The 21,953-nt window shown below is 59.8% G+C and carries 21 protein-coding genes and 1 riboswitch; of the genes, 10 read left to right on the top strand and 11 right to left on the bottom strand.

Annotated features, from left to right (window positions below; genetic code table 11):
- Positions 1-28: 28 nt before the first annotated feature.
- On the top strand, positions 29-1,318 hold the full coding sequence (locus E4P00_RS02970; RefSeq protein WP_248130624.1) for a cation:dicarboxylase symporter family transporter: 1,290 nt from the start codon (positions 29-31) through the stop codon (positions 1,316-1,318).
- Positions 1,319-1,330: 12 nt separating this feature from the next.
- Here the strand turns inward: E4P00_RS02970 and E4P00_RS02975 are convergent, their stop codons facing one another.
- The 3 genes from E4P00_RS02975 to E4P00_RS02985 form a co-directional block, all read right to left on the bottom strand.
- On the bottom strand, positions 1,331-2,230 hold the full coding sequence (locus tag E4P00_RS02975; protein ID WP_248129998.1) for a formate/nitrite transporter family protein: 900 nt from the start codon (positions 2,228-2,230) through the stop codon (positions 1,331-1,333).
- Positions 2,231-2,301: 71 nt separating this feature from the next.
- Positions 2,302-4,221: a patatin-like phospholipase family protein gene (locus E4P00_RS02980; RefSeq protein ID WP_248130625.1), complete on the bottom strand. Its 1,920-nt coding sequence runs from the start codon at positions 4,219-4,221 to the stop codon at positions 2,302-2,304.
- A gap of 100 nt (positions 4,222-4,321) precedes the next feature.
- Positions 4,322-4,726: a hotdog domain-containing protein gene (locus tag E4P00_RS02985; RefSeq protein ID WP_032878978.1), complete on the bottom strand. Its 405-nt coding sequence runs from the start codon at positions 4,724-4,726 to the stop codon at positions 4,322-4,324.
- Positions 4,727-4,924: 198 nt separating this feature from the next.
- A riboswitch (S-adenosyl-L-homocysteine riboswitch) is annotated at positions 4,925-5,031 on the top strand.
- 21 nt (positions 5,032-5,052) lie between these two features.
- Here E4P00_RS02985 and ahcY point away from each other — a divergent pair.
- The 5 genes from ahcY to E4P00_RS03010 all read left to right on the top strand — a co-directional run bounded on the left by ahcY (position 5,053) and on the right by E4P00_RS03010 (position 11,618).
- Positions 5,053-6,462: an adenosylhomocysteinase gene (gene ahcY / locus E4P00_RS02990; RefSeq protein WP_005792218.1), complete on the top strand. Its 1,410-nt coding sequence runs from the start codon at positions 5,053-5,055 to the stop codon at positions 6,460-6,462.
- A 179-nt stretch (positions 6,463-6,641) separates the two neighbouring features.
- Positions 6,642-7,487 (top strand): methylenetetrahydrofolate reductase [NAD(P)H], encoded by an 846-nt coding sequence (gene metF, locus E4P00_RS02995; protein WP_005792219.1) that lies wholly within the window; start codon positions 6,642-6,644, stop codon positions 7,485-7,487.
- A gap of 75 nt (positions 7,488-7,562) precedes the next feature.
- Positions 7,563-8,645 (top strand): hypothetical protein, encoded by a 1,083-nt coding sequence (locus tag E4P00_RS03000; protein WP_032878976.1) that lies wholly within the window; start codon positions 7,563-7,565, stop codon positions 8,643-8,645.
- 63 nt (positions 8,646-8,708) lie between these two features.
- A complete protein-coding gene (locus E4P00_RS03005) occupies positions 8,709-9,512 on the top strand; it encodes a transporter substrate-binding domain-containing protein (RefSeq protein ID WP_148854552.1) in 804 nt (267 codons plus the stop codon).
- A 222-nt stretch (positions 9,513-9,734) separates the two neighbouring features.
- On the top strand, positions 9,735-11,618 hold the full coding sequence (locus tag E4P00_RS03010; protein ID WP_032878973.1) for a DEAD/DEAH box helicase: 1,884 nt from the start codon (positions 9,735-9,737) through the stop codon (positions 11,616-11,618).
- Between the two features lie 185 nt (positions 11,619-11,803).
- On the opposite strand, the gene E4P00_RS03015 is transcribed toward E4P00_RS03010, so the two are convergent.
- Together E4P00_RS03015 and E4P00_RS03020 are read right to left on the bottom strand one after the other, a co-directional pair.
- On the bottom strand, positions 11,804-12,403 hold the full coding sequence (locus E4P00_RS03015; RefSeq protein ID WP_014720298.1) for a YceI family protein: 600 nt from the start codon (positions 12,401-12,403) through the stop codon (positions 11,804-11,806).
- 32 nt (positions 12,404-12,435) lie between these two features.
- Positions 12,436-12,987 carry a cytochrome b gene (locus E4P00_RS03020; RefSeq protein WP_032878972.1) on the bottom strand — a complete coding sequence of 184 codons (552 nt, stop codon included), beginning with the start codon at positions 12,985-12,987 and terminating at the stop codon, positions 12,436-12,438.
- Between the two features lie 272 nt (positions 12,988-13,259).
- On the opposite strand from E4P00_RS03020, the gene E4P00_RS03025 reads away from it, so the two are divergent.
- Together E4P00_RS03025 and E4P00_RS03030 are read left to right on the top strand one after the other, a co-directional pair.
- Positions 13,260-14,666: an adenosylmethionine--8-amino-7-oxononanoate transaminase gene (locus E4P00_RS03025; RefSeq protein WP_216090424.1), complete on the top strand. Its 1,407-nt coding sequence runs from the start codon at positions 13,260-13,262 to the stop codon at positions 14,664-14,666.
- 70 nt (positions 14,667-14,736) lie between these two features.
- Complete coding sequence (locus E4P00_RS03030; protein ID WP_032878968.1) at positions 14,737-15,456, top strand: 16S rRNA (uracil(1498)-N(3))-methyltransferase; 720 nt, start codon at positions 14,737-14,739, stop codon at positions 15,454-15,456.
- 9 nt (positions 15,457-15,465) lie between these two features.
- Here E4P00_RS03030 and E4P00_RS03035 read toward each other — a convergent pair whose 3' ends face one another.
- The 3 genes from E4P00_RS03035 to E4P00_RS03045 are packed head-to-tail and all read right to left on the bottom strand — an operon-like array spanning position 15,466 to position 17,995.
- Positions 15,466-16,368 carry a transporter substrate-binding domain-containing protein gene (locus E4P00_RS03035; protein WP_248130626.1) on the bottom strand — a complete coding sequence of 301 codons (903 nt, stop codon included), beginning with the start codon at positions 16,366-16,368 and terminating at the stop codon, positions 15,466-15,468.
- Positions 16,369-16,392: 24 nt separating this feature from the next.
- On the bottom strand, positions 16,393-16,743 hold the full coding sequence (locus tag E4P00_RS03040) for a RidA family protein (RefSeq protein ID WP_148854553.1): 351 nt from the start codon (positions 16,741-16,743) through the stop codon (positions 16,393-16,395).
- Between the two features lie 10 nt (positions 16,744-16,753).
- The gene (locus E4P00_RS03045) at positions 16,754-17,995 is read right to left on the bottom strand and encodes a D-amino acid dehydrogenase (RefSeq protein WP_032878963.1); all 1,242 of its coding nucleotides are present in this window, start codon (positions 17,993-17,995) and stop codon (positions 16,754-16,756) included.
- A gap of 108 nt (positions 17,996-18,103) precedes the next feature.
- Here E4P00_RS03045 and E4P00_RS03050 point away from each other — a divergent pair, with 108 nt between their 5' ends.
- Positions 18,104-19,006, top strand: coding sequence for a LysR family transcriptional regulator (locus tag E4P00_RS03050; protein WP_032878961.1), 903 nt, complete (start codon positions 18,104-18,106; stop codon positions 19,004-19,006).
- Positions 19,007-19,030: 24 nt separating this feature from the next.
- On the opposite strand, the gene E4P00_RS03055 is transcribed toward E4P00_RS03050, so the two are convergent.
- Positions 19,031-19,648, bottom strand: coding sequence for a hemolysin III family protein (locus tag E4P00_RS03055; RefSeq protein ID WP_005792233.1), 618 nt, complete (start codon positions 19,646-19,648; stop codon positions 19,031-19,033).
- 144 nt (positions 19,649-19,792) lie between these two features.
- Here E4P00_RS03055 and E4P00_RS03060 point away from each other — a divergent pair, with 144 nt between their 5' ends.
- Positions 19,793-20,707, top strand: coding sequence for a LysR substrate-binding domain-containing protein (locus E4P00_RS03060; protein ID WP_032878959.1), 915 nt, complete (start codon positions 19,793-19,795; stop codon positions 20,705-20,707).
- Between the two features lie 44 nt (positions 20,708-20,751).
- Here the strand turns inward: E4P00_RS03060 and madM are convergent, their stop codons facing one another.
- The gene (gene madM / locus E4P00_RS03065; protein WP_032881185.1) at positions 20,752-21,516 is read right to left on the bottom strand and encodes a malonate transporter subunit MadM; all 765 of its coding nucleotides are present in this window, start codon (positions 21,514-21,516) and stop codon (positions 20,752-20,754) included.
- Positions 21,517-21,521: 5 nt separating this feature from the next.
- Positions 21,522-21,914: a malonate transporter subunit MadL gene (madL, locus tag E4P00_RS03070; protein WP_032878957.1), complete on the bottom strand. Its 393-nt coding sequence runs from the start codon at positions 21,912-21,914 to the stop codon at positions 21,522-21,524.
- Positions 21,915-21,953 lie beyond the last annotated feature (39 nt).

Below are 21,953 nucleotides of genomic sequence, written 5' to 3' on the forward strand. Positions count from 1 at the left end.
CACCAAAACAATAAGAAAGGGTTACAGCATGAGTACAAAACCATCCTCCAGCCTTGTCACCCGCATCATGATAGGCCTCGCGGCCGGCGTGATCGTGGGCATCCTGCTCAATCAATTCCCGGAGCACAAAACCTGGTTTATCGACAACCTGCTGCAACCGGCCGGTGACTTGTTCATCCGGTTGATGAAGATGATCGTCGTGCCGCTGGTGTTTGCCTGCATGGTCGTCGGCATTGCCGGGGCGGGCAGTACCCGCGCACTGGGTCGCATCGGTATCAAGACATTCACGTATTTCTTCACGATTACCAGCATCGCCATCGTGTTCGGCCTGATCATCGGCAATGTGTTCCAGCCCGGCGCCGGCGCCGACTTCAGCAGTACATTGCAGACACCGGTAACGGGCTTGACCACCAGCGGCGAAGCGCAAAGCCTGGGCCGCGTCCTGGTTAACATCGTACCGGACAACATTGTGCTGGCAATGTCACAGGGCAAGCTGCTCTCGGTTTTGTTCTTCGCCATCCTGTTCGGCTGTGCGTTATCACTGCTGCCACCCCAGCAAAAAGCCCCACTGGTGGCCGTCATGCAAACCGTTTCGGACACCATGTTCAAGGTCACCCACCTGGTTATGCACTACTCACCGATCGGCATCTTCGGCTTGATCGGTGTGACGGTGGCCAGTTTCGGTCTCAGTGCCTTGCTACCCCTGATCAAGCTGATCGGTATCACCTATGTGGCTGTCGCACTGTTTGCGCTCTGTGTTCTGGGGCTGGTGGCGCGCATGGTAGGGGTCGGTTTTTTCCACTTGATACGAAAAATCCGCAGCGAGCTGTTGCTGGCCTACAGCAGCGCCGCGTCGGCGACGGTAATGCCACAACTGATCGAAAAGATGCAGCGTTACGGCGCGCCTCGTTCGATCACCAGCATGGTCATTCCACTGGGGTACTCGTTCAACCTGGACGGCGCGTCTTTATTTGCCGCGTTGGGCACGCTATTCATTGCCCAGGCCTACGGGATCGATTTGAGCCTGGCTGATCAGGCGATGCTGGTGCTGATCATGGTGCTGACATCAAAAGGTGCGGCAGGCGTGCCGGGCTTCATGTTCATCATCCTCACTGCAACCTTGACAGCGGCCGGTTTGCCAGTGGAGGGGGTGGCGATCATCGCCGGTGTCTACCGGTTGATGGACATGCCGGTGACGGCGCTCAATGTGCTGGGCAATGCGCTTGCGCCACTGGTTATCGCTCGCTGGGAAGGCCAACTCAGGGCGCCGAACAGTGAGGAGCCGGTAGAACCCGCCGCTCCTCCCGTCCAGGTCTGATGCGGGCAGCGGTCATTCACCCTTTGCTGATTCGGATCGATTCGCACGACGCTCACCGGGCCCCGGCTTATCAGAGCGGGGTGCCCCGCTCTCACTGCGAATCTGCGCATGGCTGATCAGGGCGAAGATAAAACTGCCGCCGATGATATTGCCCGCCAGGGTCGGTCCGGCAAACACCAGCCAGAAATCCTTCCACGGCAGCTCGCCGGCAAACACCAGGTAAGACACTTCCGCCGAACCGACGACGATATGCGTGAAGTCACCCAGGGCCATCAGGTATGTGATCAGGATAATGATCCACATCTTTGCGCTTTCCATTGATGGGATCATCCACACCATGGTGGCGATCATCCAGCCGGAAACGATGCCCTTGGCAAACATCTGGCCAGAATCGTTCTCCATGATCTTGCGTCCGATTTCAAGAAAGGCCAGGTCGGTCTTGGTATCGAAAATCGGTAAATGCAACATCACATAAGCCACCAGCAAAGTGCCGCACAGATTGCCTACCAGCACGACTGTCCATAGTCGTAGCAGACGTGCAGCATTGCCCAGAGTGGGTTTGCTCATGACCGGCAGCACCGCGGTCAGGGTGTTTTCGGTGAACAGTTGCTGGCGTGCGAGGATCACCGCCAGAAACCCCGCGCAATAGCCAAAACTGGCTATCACCTTGAAGCCCTCGGCGTCCGGCAGGCGTGAATTGAGCAAACCCATCGCCATCAACGACAGGCCCATGGTGAGTCCGGCGGCCAGTGCCGACCACCATAAGGCGGCGACACTGCGCTCCAGCTCCTGGTCACCCTGGGTACGGATGATTTCGTGAAGAACCGCCGCACGGGGCGGCTGGTTCTTGTCGACGTCCTGCTGCTCTTCCTGCGACAGGTTGGGGGTCTTGCCGTCTGCTTGAGTGGCCATGATGTACCAAAGTCCGAGGGGTGCCTGAAGCTACGACATGCCGCGACGATGGCTGTTCAATGGCCCGGCAATTAAACCGGAATGCGCCACGCCTTGGCCTGTTCCACGGTGGTGGAACTCACGGGTTTGCTCCAGGGTTTATTGCGCGCTTGATAGTATTTGATGATGCCATCGAGCACGCTATTGAAGTCTTGTGGCGTCTTCGCCTCTTTTAAGTCACGCACCGCACGTTGCAGCAGCTCAACGTTGGATGCCGGCTGGCCAGGACGGTACAGCGATGGGTAGATGACCTCCCGCGTAAAGTTTTCAGCTTTCACCCCAATATCCCGACTTTGCATCTCGGCGACCGCACTGCTCAATACCTTGGACATACTTGGCACACTGCCCGATTTTTGCTTGGCGCCCACCTGTAAAAGCTGCTGGAAATTACGCTGGCCCGGCGTATTCAGACGTTTGCCCAACCACTCGATGTGCTCGGGCCTGCTGGCGAGAGAGTCCAGGTTGCGTAAGGCCGCAGCAATCTTCGGAGTAATCTTCAGGGACGTGTCGGATTGGTTGGCTTCGGTAATTGCACTGTCCAACGCCTCCAACGCCTGTTTCGCCTCATCGCGAAACCGCAGTGCGTCTGCGCTGGCGGGGTCCTTGCGCAATTCACCCTGCACGCTGGCAAGCATTTGATCATCCATCGCCAACACAGCATCGTCCAGGGAGGCGAACTCATGGCGCTCACGTGTCAGTTCACGCTTTTGCAGGTGGCTCGACACCGATTGGCGAGCCTGGGCCTGCAAATGCTGTTTCTGTTCAAGAGTCATGGTGAAGTTGACGGTGCCGTTGAGCAGGCCGCGAAAATCGCCTTTGTTCGAGTTCAACGGCAATGTCACCGTTTGATCCGAAAACGCCTTGAGCCGGTCATCTTGGTAGGTTTCAGCCGCGGTATGCGGCGTGCCTGTGAACTTGTCAGCCAAATGGCTGAAAAAGCCACCGCTCTGGCGCGGTGGTGAGCTCTGCTCGGATTCGAACTTGACGATCAGCGATTCGTCCTTGCCCAAAGGGCTCTCCGGAAACGAACGTTCAATGACACCGGGGGCAGGGGTATTGAGGAGCAGCCCTCCGTCTTGAAACGCCGTAACCTCTGCATCCGTCTGAAACCCGTGGCCCTGTTCGGACGGGCTCTTGAACAGGCCCGGCAACGCCCCCGAAATAAGCGCAGCACGGGCGATGTCCATATCTGGCGTCAGGCTGGCATTGAACACCACCAACTGTGGACGACCGTCGAACATGCCTGTGCCCGTGATGTTCAGTTGCTTGATCGCCGGAATATGGCGGCTCAACACCTCCAGGTCGCGAAAGGTGGGCCCGGCTCCGGCTTTGAGCCGGTCGGCGATTTGCGTGACTTCAGGCGGGCGGTCCGCCTTGGGCATACGCTCGATATGGGCAAGAATCGATTGACGTGACTGGTTGCGAATCAATTCTTCCAGGGGCTGCCCCTCGGTTTGCAGGCGCGGCAGCAGGGTCAGCAGCAGTTGCGAAATATTGCCGCCCGGGCCAGGTAGATTGCCCGCAAGCTTGCCAAGTTTGGAACTGGCATCCTGCAGCCAGGCCAGGATCGGATCTTTGCTATTGAGCAGGCTGGGCAAGTCGAGGCTGTTCGACAACTGCGTGAACGCCTTCGCGTCCATGCCACTGGCGAGTAACGCTGCAGAAATCGCACCGGCAGACGAGCCCGACACCACCTTGACGCCTTTGAGTTTGTCGGCGTCTTCAAGCGCCTGCACCATCCCGGGAAAGGCAATGCCCTTGGCGCCACCGCCACTGAGCACCAAGTGAGCGGGCGGCGGCGGTGACAGCACCACCTCGACGCGGCCATCGCTATGCCGATAAATACTCAGGTTGCGCTCGCCCACGCCCTTGACCAAAGGCGTCTTCACGTCCTGGCTGAAGGTTTGAGACGAAAGAGGCTTATTTTCTACAACAGAACTGGAGACTTTCATACATGAGGCTCTCTCTACAGGGTGTAGGCCTGAGTGATGAGAGAGCCTCGGAAGGATCCACACGGAATGATTTGGTAACGCAAATCACGTCGCGCAGGTGTTACTCAGAAAGACCGTCGTCCTGGAACTGGTCCTTCACATACTTGATTTCGGTACGGCCATGGGGCGCCGGCAAACCGTCTTCGCCCAGGTTGACGAAGACCATTTTTTCCACCGTCAGGATACTTTTGCGGGTGATCTTGTTGCGCACTTCACAGGTCAGAGTGATGGAGGTGCGGCCGAACTCAGTGGCGGTGATACCCAGTTCAATGATGTCGCCCTGGCGCGAGGCGCTGACAAAGTTGATTTCGGAGATGTATTTGGTCACCACGCGCTGGTTGCCCAATTGGACAATCGCGTAAATGGCTGCTTCTTCATCGATCCAGCGCAGCAGGCTGCCACCGAACAGGGTGCCGTTGGGGTTGAGGTCTTCGGGTTTTACCCATTTGCGGGTGTGGAAGTTCATGATCACTCCAAAGCGTCTTGCCAAATGATGGGCAACATCATGGCAGAGCCAGGGCCCAAGCTCTATGAGCCATTGCCTATCGCCCCCATGCGCGATCTTCATGCCGCCGACAGAAAGGCTTGGGAAGTGCCACATACACGGCTATAATCGCCTCCGTTTCAAAACGGTCATCTTCGATTGATACCGTTCTCCCGCCACCTGTCCGAGGGGCGCTGCAGCAGGTTCAACCTGTCAGGCTCGGATGGGGCGTTGTCCGGCCTGGTTGCCCTGGCCTGATACTAAACGCACAACGGCGCCCATTCGCACACTACGAATGGAGGCTCTCTATGAGCGCTGTAATGACGCCTGCAGATTTCAACGACTACAAAGTCGCCGACATGTCCCTCGCTGCCTGGGGCCGTCGCGAAACCTTTATCGCCGAATCCGAAATGCCGGCCCTGATGGGCCTGCGTCGCAAGTACGCCGCTGAACAGCCGCTCAAGGGCGCGAAGATTCTGGGCTGCATCCACATGACCATCCAGACCGCCGTACTGATCGAAACCCTGGTTGCCCTGGGTGCCGAAGTGCGTTGGTCCTCGTGCAACATCTTCTCGACTCAGGACCAGGCCGCCGCCGCTATCGCTGCCGCCGGTATCCCGGTATTTGCCTGGAAGGGCGAAACCGAAGAAGAGTACGAGTGGTGCCTGGAGCAAACCATCCTCAAGGATGGCGCGCCATGGGATGCCAACATGATCCTCGACGACGGCGGCGACCTGACCGAACTGCTGCACAAGAAATACCCGCAGATCCTCGACCGCGTCCACGGCGTGACCGAAGAAACCACCACGGGCGTGCACCGCCTGCTGGATATGCTGGCCAAGGGCGAGCTGAAGATCCCGGCCATCAACGTCAACGACTCGGTGACCAAGAGCAAGAACGACAACAAGTACGGCTGCCGTCACAGCCTGAACGATGCAATCAAGCGTGGCACAGACCACCTGCTGTCGGGCAAGCAAGCCCTGGTGATCGGCTACGGTGACGTGGGCAAGGGTTCGTCCCAGTCCCTGCGTCAGGAAGGCATGATCGTCAAGGTCTCCGAAGTTGACCCGATCTGCGCCATGCAAGCCTGCATGGACGGTTTCGAAGTGGTTTCGCCGTTCATCGACGGTATCAACGACGGTACCGAAGCAAGCATCGACAAGGCCCTGCTGGGCAAGATCGACCTGATCGTCACCACCACCGGTAACGTGAATGTGTGCGATGCGAACATGCTCAAGGCCCTGAAGAAGCGCGCCGTTGTCTGCAACATCGGCCACTTCGACAACGAGATCGACACCGCATTCATGCGCAAGAACTGGGCATGGGAAGAAGTGAAACCGCAGGTGCACAAGGTTCACCGTACCGGCGCCGGCAATTTCGACCCGCAGAACGATGACTACCTGATCCTGCTGGCCGAAGGCCGCCTGGTTAACCTGGGCAACGCCACCGGTCACCCAAGCCGCATCATGGACGGCTCGTTCGCCAACCAGGTACTGGCGCAGATCTTCCTGTTCGAACAGAAGTACGCCGACCTGTCGCCAGCCCAGAAAGCCGAGCGCCTGACCGTTGAAGTACTGCCCAAGAAACTCGACGAAGAAGTGGCCCTGGAAATGGTCCGCGGCTTCGGCGGCGTCGTGACTCAACTGACCAAGACCCAGGCCGACTACATCGGTGTGACGGTTGAGGGCCCGTTCAAGCCGCACGCTTACCGCTACTGATACACCTGCTGCCCACTCTCCCTGTGGGGGAACGGGCTTTAATGTGGGAGGGGGCTTGCTCCCGATGGCGGTGGGTCAGTCAATATATTTATTAACTGACACTCCGCCATCGGGAGCAAGCCCCCTCCCACATCGACGGTGTACACACTCCGCAATTCTGGGTTTCAAAGGGTATTACCATGTCCCAAGACCGTCGCTACAGCTTCGAGTTTTTCCCGACCAAGACCGATGCTGGGCATGAAAAGCTGATGGCCACTGCCAAGGTGCTGGCCAGCTACAACCCCGACTTCTTCTCCTGCACCTACGGCGCCGGCGGTTCGACCCGCGACCGCACGATCAACACCGTGTTGCAGCTGGAAAGCGAAGTCAAAATTCCCGCCGCTCCGCACTTGTCGTGCGTGGGCGACAGCAAGGCCGACCTGCGTGGTCTGCTGACCCAATACAAAGCTGCCGGCATCAAGCGTATCGTCGCCTTGCGTGGCGACCTGCCGTCCGGCATGGGCATGGCCAGCGGTGAGCTGCGCTACGCCAATGACCTGGTGAGTTTCATCCGCGAAGAAAGCGGCGATCACTTCCATATCGAAGTGGCCGCTTACCCGGAGATGCACCCCCAGGCGCGCAATTTCGAAGACGATTTGCAGAACTTCGTGCGCAAGGCCAATGCCGGTGCCAACAGTGCAATCACCCAGTACTTCTTCAACGCCGACAGCTACTTCTACTTCGTCGAGCGTGTACAAGCGATGGGTGTGAATATCCCGATCGTGCCGGGCATCATGCCGATCACCAACTACAGCAAGCTGGCACGTTTCTCCGACGCCTGCGGTGCCGAAATCCCCCGCTGGGTGCGCAAGCAACTGGAAGCCTATGGCGACGACGTCAAAAGCATCCAGGCCTTCGGCGAACAGGTCATCACCGAGATGTGTGAGCAATTGTTGCAGGGTGGTGCGCCAGGGTTGCATTTCTATACCCTGAACCAATCTGAACCCAGTCTTGCTGTCTGGAACAACCTCAAGCTGCCACGCTGAGGTCTGTTCGGTTGTACCAAGGCCCTCAGACGAGGGCCTTTGTCGTTTTACGTGACCCACGGAACCCCGCAGTCCATGAATACAGTGTCCCCGACTTCCCGCCCGCAACTGGTCTATCTGGTCTTCGGTGCCCAGACCTACCACCAGGAAGCGGTATTCAGCATCGCCAGCGCACTGGCGTTCCTGCAGGACACCCCGGACGCGAACGTGGACATTCAGGTGTTCACCGACAATCCAGAGCCTTATCACTTGCTGCCGGTACGCGTGCGCCCACTGGACGAGGCCACTCGCAAACGCTGGAGCGAGCCCCACGGTTATCATTTCCGCACCAAACACGTGGTACTGCGCCAGGTACTGGAAGAGTCGGAGGTGGCGCTGCTGATCGACACCGACACGTTCTTCCACCATTCGCCCATGGCCCTGTTCGAGCGCGTGCAGCCCGGCACCCTGCTGTGCAACGCCTTCTACACCAAGTACGGCGACAACCACGAAAGCATCCTCTACACCGCCCTGCACCAGCGTCTGCTGGAGATGGGCGTGGCCGACGATGACATGATGACCCTCAATTCCGGGGTCATGGGCCTGACCCAACAGGATGCACACATCCTCGACCGCTCCATCGAATTGATGGATGAACTGTTCCCCCACGCCCAGGGCGCCTACACCCTGGAAGAGTTCTGCCTGTCCATCGCCGCCTACCGCACCGTCAACGTGCGCGAATGCCCGGACCTGATCCACCATTACTGGAGCCGCAAACAGCTGTTCCGGGCCAAGGTCAAGGCGTGGATCGCCAAACACGCCAGTGCCCCAACCAGTGCGCAGGCCCTGGCCGATACCCGCCAGGTCTCCTCGCACCTGCCGCGCCCGCCGCGCTTGCAGCGCTTGATGTACAAGCTGATCACCCTGCTGCTGCCCAAGCACCAGCAACAGTTCATTCGTGAAATCCTCTATGGTTGCTACGAGCACGAAAACGAGTTCGATCAGGCCTGCGGTCCGGTTTGGTGGGACAAGGCACGACAAAACCAGGAAGAACGCCAGAAGCGCCCACTGGATGCCCACCAACTGGAACACTGGTTCGCCAACCCCGTGGTGCGGCTGATACTGGGCGAGCGTCGCGCCGCGATCCACGAACACTTGCTGGACGCTCCGGCGAAATAACACCGCCCGCCAATGCGCGTGGTAGAGCTTCTCTTTCTGTCGGGAGCGTCGTAACCTCAAGGTATGCCCGCCATTTTCAAGCTACTGACCGCCGTGCTTTTTTCTTGCCTGAGCCTGGTCGCTCATGGCGAGAAACTGCGCATTGTCACCGAGCCCTGGGCGCCCTATGTCTACGACGATAACGGCACCAGGGCCGGCCTGGATTACGAAACCACAGTGGCCGTGTTCCAACGTCTGGGCGTGGAAGTGCAATGGCAATTCCTGCCCTGGAAGCGCTGCCTGGCGATGCTCGAGCAGGGTCACGCCGATGGCGCGCTGGATATTTTCCACAGCCATGAACGCGACGCCCAGTTGCTCTACCCCAGTGAACCCTTGTCGGAAGTCGAATTCGTCCTGTTCTACGCCAATGATCGCCCTCACCCCGCCACAACCCTCGATGAGCTGCGTGGCCTGACTGTCGGCATCTCACCCGGCTACCTCTATGGCGAGACGTTCAGTGGGTCCAGCGCATTCGAGCGCGAGCCTGCCCCCAGCCATGAAGCCAATTTCGGCAAGCTGATGCTCGGACGCATCGACATGGTCGTGACTGACCGGCGAGTGGGGCAGCACATCATCAAGACGCTGGGCCTTGAGGGCAAAGTCAGCCAGGCGGCAGTGGTGGTCAGCCGCCAACAACAATTTCTCGCGGTGCGCCGAGGAGCCGGCATGGACCTGTTGGTACAGCGCTTTGCCGCCGAGCTCAAGCGCTTCAAGCAAGAGCCGGCCTATGCCGCCTTGAGCGCCAAATATGGTGGGATGCAGGCTCAAACCTCCCCGATATCAGCCTCCGGACACGCCGTTGAGCAGCAGGAAAGCAGCGCGCCGTGATTGCTCTGTTATACTCCGGCCTTTCCGCCAGGCTTACGCCCGGCCGCTCGGGTCTTGAAAAAGGCACCCAACCCAGCTACTGCGCAGCTTTGCAGCCCGCGCGAGCCGGTGGAGTGCCCGCCAGACACAGCAGGACCGGACGGGATTGCGCTCCCCTAAGCGCCATTCACGCCCGGCAAGATTATCCCTTTGGGCCAAGCCCTAACTAAAACAGGATTACTCATGTCCTTTGCTTCCCTCGGTCTCTCCGAGGCTTTAGTCCGCGCCATCGAGGCAGCGGGCTATACCGAGCCTACTCCGGTGCAACAGCGGGCCATTCCCGCCGTGTTGCAAGGTCGCGACCTGATGGTCGCGGCTCAGACAGGTACCGGTAAAACCGGTGGTTTCGCCCTCCCGATTCTGGAGCGGTTGTTTCCCAACGGTCACCCGGACAAATCCCAGCGTCACGGCCCGCGCCAACCGCGTGTACTGGTCCTGACCCCTACCCGCGAACTCGCAGCCCAGGTCCACGACAGCTTCAAGCTGTACGCCCGCGACCTGAAGTTCGTCAGCGCCTGCATCTTCGGCGGTGTCGGCATGAACCCACAGGTTCAGGCCATGTCCCGTGGCGTTGACGTACTGGTCGCTTGCCCGGGTCGTTTGCTCGACCTGTGCGGCCAGGGCAGCGTCGATTTGTCCCACGTGGAAATCCTCGTGCTGGACGAAGCCGACCGTATGCTCGACATGGGCTTTGTCCATGACGTGAAAAAGGTCCTCGCACGCCTGCCGGCCAAACGTCAGAACCTGCTGTTTTCGGCAACGTTCTCCCAGGACATCACGGCCCTGGCCGGCAAGCTGCTGCACAACCCGGAGCGCATCGAAGTCACGCCACCGAACACCACGGTCGAGCGTATCGAGCAACGCGTATTCCGCCTCGCCGCCAGCCACAAGCGCTCGCTGCTGGCGCACCTGATCACCCACGGCGCGTGGGAACAGGTGCTGGTCTTCACCCGCACCAAGCACGGCGCCAACCGCCTGGCCGAGTATCTGGACAAACACGGCCTCACCGCTGTTGCCATCCACGGTAACAAGAGCCAGAACGCTCGCACCAAAGCCCTGGCCGACTTCAAGGCCGGCACTGTGCGCATCCTGGTCGCCACCGATATCGCCGCCCGCGGCCTGGATATCGACCAGTTGCCACACGTAGTCAACTTCGAGCTGCCGAACGTCGATGAAGACTATGTGCACCGTATCGGCCGTACTGGCCGTGCCGGTCGTTCGGGTGAGGCCATTTCCCTGGTCGCACCGGACGAAGAAAAACTGCTGAAAAGCATCGAACGTATGACCAAGCAGAAAATCGCCGACGGCGACCTGATGGGCTTCGATGCCAGCGCCGTGGAGGCCGAGAAACCTGAAGCCCGCGAGCGTCCGGATGTGCGTAACCCGCGCAACCCACGCGGTCCGAAGGGCGATGGCCCGAACGGCGGCGGTGGTGGCGGTGGTCGTCGCGACAAAGGCAAGGACAAGGGCAAGGAAAAGTCCGCCACCAGCAGCCGAGGTGAACGCCCGGCCCGTGAGCAAAAGCCACGTGAAGGCACCCCGGCCCGCGAACAGCGCCAGCCGAGCCAGCCGCCACGCGCCGCCGCTGACCGTGCCCCGGACGAGTTCCTCGACGACGATGTGGATAACTTTGGTAACCGCGTCGACTACGTGCCCCAGGCCAAGCCGGCCCAGGGCCGTGGCCGTCGTCCAGGTGCCCCGGCACAAGGCGCCGGTGCGGGTGCTCCCCGTGGCGGCCAGCCTCAGGGCGGTCGCCAGAACGGCCCGCGCAACAGCAGCGGCGGCAGCACCGGTACTCCGCCTGCCAAGCGCAGCGGCCCGCGTAATGGTGCACCGCGTGACGGCCAGGCGCGTCGCGAAGATTCGCGCAGCAACAACCGCCGCCCGGCCCGTGACGACCAGCCACGCCTGTCCGAGCCAGCGGTGCAAAACCCGCGTGGTGGCCCGGCGCCGAAGATCATCCACAAGGAGTCGAAAGCTGATCGCTTCCCGACACCCGAGCAGTTGGACCAACTGCCAGGCCGTCCTCGTGGTGAGAAACCGGCGCTGCTGACCCGCAACCGCTGAGTTCCAAAGCCATAGGCGTTGACTGTTACAACGCCATCGCGGGCAAGCCCACTCCCACAAGGGAATGCATTTCAATTGTGGGAGCTGGCTTGCCTGCGATGAGGCCGGCTAGGCCGGCACGAATCGTCAGCCAAAAAAATGCCCCGCATCTTTCGATGCAGGGCATTTTTTATGCGCGGCGAAAATTACTTCGCTTTCACACCTTCAAACGTGATGTACAGCTGAACGTTGTCAGACTGTGGACCTACGTCCATACCGTCTTTGTTGAATTCCTTGCGGCTGATGTTGGTGGTGCCTTCAAAGCCGGCACGGTAGCCGCCCCATGGATCCTTGCCTTCGCCCAGGAACGTGGCTTTGACCAGGATCGGCTTGGTCACACCGTGGAAGGTCAGGTCGCCGGTCACATCAGCAGTCAGCTTGCCATCAGCATTTTTGCCAGTTGGCTTGACGCTGGTGGAGACGAACTTGGCATCAGGGAATTTGCCCGACTCCAGGAAGTCCTTGCTGTTGACGTGCTTGTCGCGCTCGGCGTGGTTGGAGAACACGCTGGCAGTACGCACGTTAACTTCAATCTTGGCGTCTTCCGGCTTGGCGGCGTCAAAGCTGAACTTGCCGTCCAGGTCCTTGAAGGTACCGGTAATGTAGCTGTAGCCCAGGTGGCTGATCTTGAAATCGACGAAGGCGTGCTGGCCTTCCTTGTCGATCACGTAGTCAGCGGCCATCGCCGAACCTGCGGACAGCAGAGCAGAACCGATTGCCAGCGCAGCGAGTGTTTTTTTCAACATGCTTTCTATTCCTTGTGAGTCGAGGTTGAACATCAGGCTTTGCGCCCCAGCATTCGTGTCAGGGTCGCATCACGATCGATAAAGTGGTGTTTCAATGCAGCCACGCCATGCAAACCGGCGAAGACCACCAACACCCAGGCCAGGTACAGATGCACCCAACCGGCTGTGTCTGCCTGGTCCGGTAGACCGGAAACCACGGCAGGAATTTCAAACAGGCCAAACACCGGAATACCGACACCGTCGGCGGTGGAAATCAGGTAACCGGCAATCATCACGGCAAACAGCCCCAGATACAGGAACGCATGGCCAAATGCAGCACCGATCCGCGTCATACGGCTATAGCTGGCCAGCGGCGGTGGCGGCGGGCTGACCAGACGCCAGACGATACGCACCAGCATGATGGCAAACAGCGTGATGCCAATGCTCTTGTGCAAGTCGGGCGCATCTTTGCGCCAGGCGCTGTAGTAGTCGAGGCCGACCATCCACAGGCCCAATGCGAATAAACCAAACACCACCAAGGCGACGCCCCAGTGTAGAACCATGCTGACCCAGCCGTACCGGGCGGGAGAATTGCGTAGCTGCATGTACTTAATCCCGTAAGAACTGTGCCCAAGACTAGCGTTTTACCTATCGAATTAAAGCGGAAAATTTCGCTTTGAAATATCGAGAAATACGATGAAGAGGCTAGGTATCATAAATTAACAAGGGATTAAGACTATTCCCAAGAAACGCGACAGACCGTCCTGCATTTACCGCCAATTGCCCCACAATGGCTTGTGACACGCGCCACCATTGCATAGGCTTGCGCGATTGTTTCGCCTGCGCGCGCCGCAGGATCGCTTCGAGGAGATCACCGATGGGCTTGAACAACCAGTGGATGCAACGCGACCTCGCGGTGCTGTGGCATCCCTGCACCCAGATGAAAGACCACCAGCAACTTCCGCTGGTCCCGATCAAGCGCGGTGAAGGCGTATGGCTGGAAGACTTCGAAGGCAAACGCTACCTCGACGCCGTCAGCTCCTGGTGGGTCAACGTGTTCGGCCACGCCAACCCGCGCATCAACCAGCGCATCAAGGACCAGGTCGATCAGTTGGAGCATGTGATCCTCGCCGGTTTCAGCCACCAGCCAGTGATCGAGTTGTCCGAGCGCCTCGTGCAGATGACGCCTGAAGGCCTGACGCGCTGCTTCTACGCCGATAACGGTTCATCCTGTATCGAAGTCGCATTGAAGATGAGCTTTCACTACTGGCTCAACCGCGGCCTGCCGAACAAGAAGCGCTTCGTCACCCTGACCAACAGCTACCACGGCGAAACCATCGCCGCGATGTCGGTAGGCGACGTGCCGTTGTTTACCGAGACCTACAAGGCGCTGCTGCTCGACACCATCAAAGTGCCGAGCCCCGATTGCTACCTGCGCCCCGACGGCATGAGCTGGGAAGAACACTCGCGCAACATGTTCCTGGCCATGGAACAGACCCTGGCTGACCACCACGATACCGTTGCCGCAGTGATTGTCGAGCCACTGATCCAGGGCGCCGGCGGCATGAGGATGTACCACCCGGTGTACCTCAAGCTGCTGCGCGAAGCCTGCGACCGCTACGGCGTGCACTTGATCCACGACGAAATCGCCGTCGGCTTCGGCCGCACCGGCAGCATGTTCGCCTGTGAACAAGCCGGCATCCGCCCGGACTTCCTGTGCCTGTCCAAGGCCCTCACCGGCGGCTACTTGCCGCTGGCCGCCGTGGTCACCACCGAAGATGTCTACAGTGCCTTCTACGACGACTACCCTACCCTGCGCGCCTTCCTGCACTCCCACAGCTACACCGGCAACCCGCTGGCGTGCGCGGCAGCCTTGGCGACGCTGGATATCTTTGAAGAAGACAACGTCATCGAAAACAACAAGGCCCTGGCCCAGCGCATGGCGACCGCCACCGCGCACCTGGTGGACCATCCTCACGTTTCGGAAGTGCGCCAGACGGGCATGGTGCTGGCGATCGAGATGGTGCAGGACAAAGCCACCAAGGCCGCCTACCCGTGGCAGGAACGCCGTGGCTTGAAGGTATTCGAACACGCACTGGAGCGTGGCGCGCTGTTGCGGCCACTGGGCAGCGTGGTGTATTTCCTGCCGCCCTATGTGATTACACCGGAGCAGATCGACTTCCTGGCCGAAGTGGCCAGCGAGGGGATTGATATCGCCACTAACAGCAACGTCAGTGTGGCGGTACCCAAAGATTTCCATCCTGGCTTTCGTGACCCGGGTTGATACCAACCCCTGTAAGAACCGACTTGCCACAGCAAGCTCGCTCCTGCATACACCTCTTCAGAGAACAGAAATGAGACTGTCCCGCTTTTTCACCGACACCCCGCTGAGCCTCGGCGATCACGAACTTCCTGAAGCCCAGGCGCATTACATCAGCCGTGTGTTGCGCATGGGTGAAGGCGATGCCGTGCAGCTGTTCGACGGTTCTGGCCAGGAGTTTAGTGGCACGCTGCTGGAAGTCGGTAAAAAACGCGTCACTGTGCAACTGACGCAAAGCTTTGCCGGCCAAGATGAATCGCCGCTGCATATCCACCTCGGCCAGGGCCTGTCCCGGGGTGAGCGCATGGATTGGGCGATCCAGAAGGCCACTGAACTGGGCGTCAATGCGATCACACCGATCTTCAGCGAGCGCTGCGAAGTGCGCCTCAAGGACGAACGCGCCGACAAACGCCTGCTGCACTGGCGTCAGGTTGCCATCAGCGCGTGCGAGCAGTGTGGGCGTTCAACGGTGCCGGTGATTCACGCACCGGTGTTGCTGGCCGACTGGCTGAAGCAAACTGAAGCCGACCTGAAACTGGTACTGCACCCAGTCGCCGAGCCGATGATCAGTCACGCGAAGCCTTCGAGCCTGGCGTTTCTGATCGGGCCGGAAGGTGGCTTGACCGACGGCGAAGTCGACACCGCCCAAGGCGCTGGCTTCCATGCTGCGCGGTTGGGGCCACGGGTATTACGTACCGAAACCGCGCCCGTGGTGGCGCTGTCGGTCGCCCAGCAACTCTGGGGTGATTTCTAAACGGAGCGATCACTCCACCGGATCACTCACCGGCTTGGCAATGATCGCCTTCAACTCGCTGGTCATTGGGAATTCCAGGTTCAGGCCCTTCGGCGGGATCGGCTGCTCAAACCAGCGCTGGTAAATCCCGTTGATCTCTCCCGAACGGTACAGATCACCCAAAGTCTCGTTGACCACGGCGAGAAACTGCGGGTCGTCCTTGCGCACCATGCAGCTGTAGATCTCCCGCGACTGCTCCTCGCCCACCACCACCCAGTGGTGCGGGTCCCTGGCCTTGGCGCGCTCGCCGTAGAGCAACGCATCATCCATATAGAACGCTACCGCACGGCCGGTCTCGAGCATCTTGAAAGCCTCGCCATGGTCTTTGGCGCTGATCACGAACATATTGGCTTTGTGTTCAGCATTGTAACTTTTGAGGAAGCGTTCATTGGTAGTACCGGCAGTGGTCACCACGTTTTTGCCCGTGAGGTCGGCAAAGCCTTTGATCCCGCTGTCCTTGGCCGTTAGCAACTGCCCCTTCACGTAAATGAACCCGTAGGAAAATGCTACCTGCTTCTGCCGCTCGGCGGTCACGCCGGTGGAGCCGCACTCCAGGTCGACGGTGCCGTTCTGCACCAGCGGAATACGGGTTTGGGAAGTCACCAGGTTGTACTTCACCTTGAGCTCACTCACCCCGATTTTCTGCTGGATGCGCTCGACAATCTTGCTCGCCAGGTCCACCGAGTAGCCCATCGGCTTGCCACTGTTATCCCCAATGTAGGAAAACGGCACCGACGCATCGCGATACCCCAGGGTGATGGCCTTGGCGCTGGCGATCTTGCTCAAGGTGCCCTCCAGAGGCGCTTCGGTCGCATGGGCGTTTGCGCTCAAAAAAAGTCCAAGAGCGCAGCCGGTCAACAGGATTTTTTTCATTGTTATTCTCCGTTGGTAGATCGGTTATTTACGTACTGCAATCACGCTGATTTCCACCAGGACACTCGGTCGCGCCAGCTCTGCTTGCAGGGTGGTACGCGTGGGCGCCATGCCTGGCGAAAGCCATGCAGACCAGGCTTCATTCATCGGCGTAAAACCGGTACTGATGTCCTTCAGGTAAATCGTCGCGTTGAGCAGGTGATCCTTGTCACTGCCCGCCTCGGCCAACAGCGCGTCGATCCTGGCCAACACTTCTCGGGTTTGGCTGGCTACGTCCTGGCCATCGCCCGGTACCTGGCCCGAGAGAAACACCAAATCCTTGAAGGTCACGGCAGCGCTAAGACGCTCGTTGCTGTTGATTCGGGTGATAGTCATGGCTGCATCCTCAAGCGGCGCGGGGCGCCAGGCCCTGCATATCAATGGAAGGAACATGCTGGCTGATCAACTCAGCCAATAGCTGGCCACTGCCACAGGCCAGGGTAAAACCAAGCGCGCCATGCCCCAGGTTCAACCACAAATTGCGGTAGGCGCTGGCACCGATCAATGGTACGCCCGTCGGTGTTGCCGGGCGCATACCGGCCCACTCGACCGCGTGGGCGTAGTCACCGGCCAAGGGAAACGTCTCCAGCGCCTGACGCTTTATCAAGGCCAGGCGCTTGGGCTCAAGACGCGCATCAAAGCCGACAATATCCACCATGGCCGCGATCCGCAGTTGCTCACCAATGCGCGCGTAGACGATCTTGCGGTCATAGTCGGTGATGCTCACGTTCGGCGCCTTGTGCTGCGCACCGATCGGCACGCTCAGGCTGTAGCCCTTGAGCGGGTACAGCGGCAGCGACAAGCGCGGCAACGCCAACTCGGCGCTGCGATGCCCGGCAGCCAGCACCAACTGTTCGACCGGCATCACGTCATGGCCCATTTCGATGGCCTGCACTGCACCGTCGGCGTGACGAATCCCGGTAACCTTGCGACCCAGCAAAAATGTACAGCGCCCTGAAGCCTTTAACCGAGCTGCCAGCCGTTGGCAAAAAGCATGACAGTCCGCCACTTCCTCATTCGGGGTATAGATGCCGCCGACAAACCCACCTGCCGCCAACGCCGGTTCCAGGTGCGTACAATCCACCGCAGACAGCACCTGCTGCTGCAGGACGTCGGTGACCTTGCTGCGTGCACGCTCAAACGTCTCGGCATTGCGAAAGGTCACCAGCTTGCCGTTGCGCCGCCAGTCAAAGCCGTCCAAGCGATCATCGACACGCCATTGCTGCAAGGTGCCTTGACTCAGGCTCGCCAGCCGCAGCAAGTGGGCAGCGTTGCGCTTGTTTACCGAGCCCCGGCAGGCACCGATGAACGCTGCCATCCAGCGCCATTGCTGGAGGTCAAGCCGTGGGCGCAGCTTCAGCGGCGAGTCGCCGCGCAACAGCCACCCAATCGCCTGCAGCGGCACGCCCGCGTCGGCCAATGGCGCAACATAGCGATAGGACAGCTGCCCACCGTTGGCGAAACTGGTTTCGCTGCCCAAGGTATCGCGGGCGTCGATCACCGTTACCTCATGGCCAGCCCGTACCAAAGCATAAGCACTGGCCAAGCCGATAACCCCACCACCGATGATGCAAACCTGCCTGGCCATCCCAGCCCCCGACCGTTGATAAACTGAAGACCAAGCGTAGGCGCAGGTGACAGGCCACCGACAATGAATAAAGATGGGTCACCTATAAACAAAGGTTATGGACTTGCCATGCGCTTGCGTCATATCGAAATCTTCCAGGCCATTCGCCAGACTGGCTCGATCAGTGCTGCCGCGCAGTTGCTGCACGTCTCGCAACCAGCGGTGACCAAAGTGTTGCAGCACGCCGAATTGCAGCTGGGCTTTGCGCTGTTTCTGCGGGTGCGCGGCAAATTGCAGCCCACGCCGGAAGCCCTGGCACTGGAAAGCGAAGTCGAGAAAGTCACCGAGAGCTTGCAAGGTGTAAGGCGTCTAGCCAAGAGCCTGCGCCGCGCCCCAGGGCAAAGCGTGCGCATTGGTGCGATTCCGGCGTTGGCCTTGTCGCTGCTGCCTCCGGCGATTCTGGAATGGAAGCGCGAATACCCCGACATGGCTTGCGAGCTGTCCAGCGACCATAGCCGTGAGCTGGTCCAGAAGCTGCTGATGCGCGAAATCGACCTGGCGCTGACCCTCAACTTTTCCGGCCATCCTGGGTTGACCACCCAGGTGCTGGCCAATGGCGTGCTGGTTGCATTGGCGTCCAAGGGCTATTGGTCGGCGGCTGAAATCAACCAACCATTGCCGCTGAGCGAACTGGCGGGCGCGCCATTGATCGGGCTTTCCAGTGCTGATCCGCTGGCGACCAAGCTGGACAGCTACCTGGAGAACGTCGATCCACCGCCACGCGTGACCATCTCGGTACAAACCTATTCCCTGGCCCGGGCGATGGTGGAGTCCGGCGCCGGTTTGACGGTCATTGACCCCTTTACCGCCCTCGGCGCATCGACGGCAACCACCTGCATCCGCACCCTCACGCCACCCCTGCCGATCACCCTCTACGCCCTGACCCGTGGCGATGAACCACCGCCGCATATGCTCGCCAAGCTGCTGCAGATCTTCGGCATTCGTGCCTGTGAGCTACTGGCACGTCTCTAATACCACCGAAGCCCCCTCCCACATTCAGAGCACGTAATGCATGATCGCCACAAAATGCAGGAGGCTGCCGCCAATCACAAACAAATGCCAGATCCCATGGGAATGGCGCAGGCGATCTTCCAGGGCAAAAAAGATGATGCCCACGGTGTACAACACGCCGCCCGACGCCAACCAGATAAACCCTGCCGTGCCCAGCGCCGCTATCAGCGGCTTGACTGCCACGAGTACGATCCAGCCCATCACCGCGTAGATCACGATGGACAGAATCCGCGCCTCCGAGCGCGGCTTGATCTCTTGCAGGATGCCGATCACCGCCAGCCCCCACACAATACCGAACAGCGTCCAGCCCCAGGGCCCGCGCAGAGTCACCAGGCAGAACGGTGTGTAGCTGCCGGCGATCAACAGGTAGATCGAAAAGTGATCGACCTTTTGCATGATCTCTTTTCGCCGCCCCCGCACGCTGTGGTAGACGGTCGACGCGCTGTACAGCACCATCAGGGTAAAGCCATAAATCGCCACGCTGACGATCTTCCAGGGGCTGCCGTCCAGGCTCGCCACCACCAACATCCACACGGCGCCAATACACGCCGCGACTGCACCGAGCAAATGGCTCCAGGCGTTGAACCGTTCCCCGTGATACATCTATCGTTAACCTCCCCTCATCGTTGACGACTGGCGGCAAGCCTCCAGCCTTGCGCATAAGAGTGCAAGCAGCGTGTGACGTTCCAGCGACGAGGGCTGCGTTTGCAGGCACAATCGAGCGCAATCGAACAAGAGCCCACGGCCATGCTGATCGACGAAGAGTTCACCCTCAAGAAGCTGGAAATCTTCCTGGCGTTCATGCGCACCGGCAACCTGGCCCGCGCCGCCGCCGAACTGCAAACCAGCAACGTCAGCGTGCACCGCGCCATCCACTCCCTGGAAAGTGCCTTGCGCTGCCCGCTGTTCAAGCATGAAGGGCGCAACCTCACCCCGCTGGAAAGCGCCTACGTGCTCGAAGAGCGTGCGCAAAAGCTGATAGCCGATGTGGTCGAGGGAGTGCGCCTGACCCGCGAAGCCGCCGGCTTCTGCGCCGAACGCTTCAAGCTCGGCTCGCTGTACTCGCTGACGGTCAAGACCGTACCGCAACTGATCATGGGCCTGAAGATCCGCCGCAGCGAACTCAATATCGACCTGATCCTGGGCTCCAATTTCGACCTGTTCTACAAGCTCAAGAACATGGAGGTGGATGCGATCCTCATCTCTCTGGACGATCACGCCACCGATCCGGACTGTGAGCAGATCGCGCTGTTCAGCGATGACATCTTCCTTGCCACACCGGCCGATTCCCCCCTGGACCGTCATCAGGAAATCGACCTGGCCGACGTGCGTGACGCCACCTTTATCACCCTCACCCAGGGCTTCGCCACGCACCAGGACGGCAACCGGGTGTTCAAGCAGGCGGGGTTCGAACCGAAGGTGGCGATGCAGGTGAACGATATATTTACCTTGCTGAGCATGGTCAGCTCGGGGGTGGGTTATGCGCTGCTGCCTGGGCGGATTGCGGCGGTGTATGAGAACCGCGTGAAGCTGATACCGCTGCAACCCAGGTATCGGTTGCAGCAGCAGATCGGCGTGGTGTTCTTGAAGGCCAAGGAGCGTGACCCGAACCTGCTGGCGTTGTTGGCGGAGTGTCGGATGTATGCCAATCGCCAGGCTTGAGACTTGCCCCCGATTGCGCCAGACCAGACAGCGAAAATCCCCAGTCAGCCCACCAACCCCCTCATCACCAAAAACAACAACGACGGCCCCAACAAACACCCCAGCGCTGTATAGAACGCCGCGGTCAAACACCCATAAGGCACCAACTTCGGATCAGTCGCCGCCAACCCGCCCGCCACGCCGCTGGAAGTGCCCATCAAGCCACCGAAGATCACCGCACTACGTGGATTGTTCAGCCCGATCAGCGGGGCCACGAACGGTGTCATTACCATCACCAAAATAGCCTTGATCAACCCTGCGGCAATCGACAGCGCCATCACCTCGGAACTGGCCCCAATCGCCGCCCCGGTAACCGGGCCAACGATATAGGTCACGGCACCGGCGCCGATGGTGGTGAGGCTCACCGCATCGGTATAACCAAACGCCATTGCCACCCCTACCCCGGCAACAAACGACGAGCCCACACCGACAAACAGAGCCAGCACGCCGACGTATCCGGCGCGCTTCAACTCATCGACACTCACGCCAAACGCCGTGGCTACAATAGCGAAGTCCCGCAGCATCGCGCCGCCCAACAGGCCAATGCCTGACAACAGTGGAATATCCACCACGCCCTTGGAGCCGCCAGTAAAAGCGCCTCCCACATACGACAACACCAGGCCCAACAGAATGGCAATGGCCGAGCCATGCAGGCGGCCTTTGGTAAAAGTGTCAGAGATCCAATAGGAAACCCACATGGTCAGGCCGATCACGGCAAAACCACTGATCAATCCGTACCCGGTGATCACTTTCATCATCGATTCGTACATGGCGATCACCCGGCTTCTTTGGTCGGAACAGCTGCAACCGGCTCGCGGTTACCGATACGCACCAGCACCGGTACCAGGGCAAAGCCGAGCACCACGGCGAGGGTCCCGGCCAGAATCGCCATGGGCCCGCCACTGATGGCGCCATACACGTTTTGCTGGGCGGCCATCGCCACCACAATCGGGATATAAATCGCAGCCCAGAAGCTCACGCCCTGCTCCGACTTGCCGGTAAACAAGCCACGCTTGCCGAGGTAACTGCCCAGGCCAATCAGCAGCAACATGGCGATACCCACCCCGCCGACGTTAGCCGGGATACCCATCCATTTGCCCAGCAGTTCACCGACAAACAGGCCGGCCAACGTGCACAGCGCCAGAAACGCCACACCGTAGATAATCATGATTGTTGTCCTCAAAGTGCTCGTTCGAAATTGTTGTTG

It is taken from the genome of Pseudomonas sp. B329, from assembly GCF_023127835.1.
GTDB classification, from domain to species: domain Bacteria; phylum Pseudomonadota; class Gammaproteobacteria; order Pseudomonadales; family Pseudomonadaceae; genus Aquipseudomonas; species Aquipseudomonas synxantha_A.